Annotated in this window: 2 protein-coding genes; both read right to left on the bottom strand. The window is 35.4% G+C overall.

Annotation, left to right across the window (positions count from 1 at the left end; translation table 11 throughout):
- A partial coding sequence (locus DMP16_RS09335; protein ID WP_255446860.1) for a hypothetical protein occupies positions 1-778 on the bottom strand: 778 nt, incomplete at its 3' end.
- Positions 779-785: 7 nt separating this feature from the next.
- On the bottom strand, positions 786-1,646 hold the full coding sequence (locus DMP16_RS09330) for a site-specific DNA-methyltransferase (RefSeq protein WP_069284409.1): 861 nt from the start codon (positions 1,644-1,646) through the stop codon (positions 786-788).
- Positions 1,647-2,110 lie beyond the last annotated feature (464 nt).

Raw genomic sequence — 2,110 nt, 5'->3', positions numbered from 1 at the left:
AATTTACATATACCTCATCTATCGTCAGATGATATAGCCCTCCTAAGTAATTTTCAATATCTATAGAAGCTTTCTCACCACTTATCTTCTCTTTAGGTTGAATGGTCAAAACTTCCCTTTGCTGAGCTTTTTTGGATTGTGACCTTGAATACTGCTGAAAATTCGTTGCGCTTTTATAAATTTCATTCGCTTTTGTAAGAGCTGATTTTAAATCATGTAAATCTACGTTCAATTTTTTAGAGATTCTTTCATATGCTTCAATGGCTTTCTTCATGAGATCTCCAATCTTATTCACTTGCGACATATTCCAATGTAAGGCATCTGATTGCCAATTAGATAACTGTTCGAATTGAGATTTTAGATAATCATAATCATACCTTTGATCTGTTATTTTACCGGAAGAAACTTTGGAGGCATCTGAGTAATATCCTAAAATCACATAAACACCTAGTAAGCTCATGAGCGATATCGTATCCCACTGTATAAAATCTCTATCCCCGTCTTTTCCTTCATCTTTCATTACAGGGATAATAGTCACTCTTTTACCTTGATTGAACTGTAAAGTGTTATATACCCTCGCATAAGGATAAGATCTGGTACGCTTTGGTGAAACCCACCAGCTTACCGCAAATCTATCTTTCCCTAACAAGAAAATAAATGATGAGCTTTTCTTTATGCCTTCTTCCAAATTTGAGTATTCATGAAGTTTAGGCATTCTAAAAGAGGGGTTGTATCTAATACCTTTTATTTTTCCATAAAACATCATTTTAGTAGGCAATAAGCTCTCACCTTGACTTCTCCTCCAACTTCTTATCTATTTTCTCCCTCAATTTAGTTCTAAGATTTCTCGCATCTTCTCTCTTCGAAAATATTACATCATTATTATCGAAAAGAGTTGGATGCCCCACCCTCTCTTTTATTATTTCTTCTAGTTCTAAATCAATTTCGTATCCTATTGCATTTCTACCCAATATTTTTGCTACATATAACGTTGTTCCAGTTCCAGCAAACGGGTCAAGGACTGTATCCCCAACGTATGAGTATAGCATTATAATTCTACTTGCAAGTTCTTCAGGGAAGGGAGCAGTATATTTTGAGTACTTGTTGTTAGGTAAAACGTTAGTTATTTCCCAAACGTTTAAGTACCACTTTTCCCTTTGGAACCTATTAACGTCTATCTTGCTCTCCTCTAATTTTGATGCTTTAAATTTGCCCGGCTTCTTGAAGACTACAATGTCCTCGTAAACGTTGTCTGGATAATAATATAAGGGGTAAGGATGCTGTATCAAAACACCACTCCTCCTACTTATCCTTATATACCCTTCAGGCTTCTTCCAAATTATACGCTCTTGGTATTTAAAACCTAGGTTAGTCATTATTTTTATTAGATCAGCCACTATGGGATAGAGCACACCATCTATTCTCACGTCTGATGTGACGAAAACGGCTGCTCTCCCATCATCTAATACCCTATATATTTCCTTTCCCACGTCGTTTAATAGCTGCAAATATTCCTCGTAGCTAGAAAAGAGGTCGGGAAAGTCAAAGGGAGCATTATAGTATGGAGGAGAAGTAAGAACAAGACCTATACTTTTATCACTAACTTCATGCATGTCCCGTGAATCTCCAAATATCACTTTAATCATATAATAATAACTTTAACAAAACGTCTTATAACTCTATCGACAGCGAGGTTTTTAGACTAAAAAGGAAAACCTTTCAAGGTAAAAGTTTTTTAAACATCTTCTCTTTTATCATACTCCCTTCTAATGAACTTCATAAATATGCAATTGCCGCGATACCAGAGGGAAGTGTAAGAACAATCGTTGTTAGATTATTAAACAGAGGAAACTAACTAAGTTAGCAGATATAGCATCAAAGCTGTGGAACGAAGCTAGTCACCAAGGAAGGCAACAATTCTTCCAACAAAAGAGATTTAAGGACATTTGGGATTAAGATTCGAAACCAAGAGGTAATAGGGTAGCGCCAATTAATTTAACATATTGGGAACCGCTGTAATTGATGATGATATAACTCTATTTTATTGTTGTCCTCTAGTTAAGAGTGATTATTTTCAGAAGAGGATTACTGAGCTTGTTGAAGTTATTAG

Source organism: Sulfolobus sp. B1 (assembly GCF_007050195.1).
Lineage (GTDB): Archaea > Thermoproteota > Thermoprotei_A > Sulfolobales > Sulfolobaceae > Saccharolobus.
Note: the sequence above shows the minus strand (reverse complement) of the source record. Positions and strands in the feature narration are given on the sequence as shown.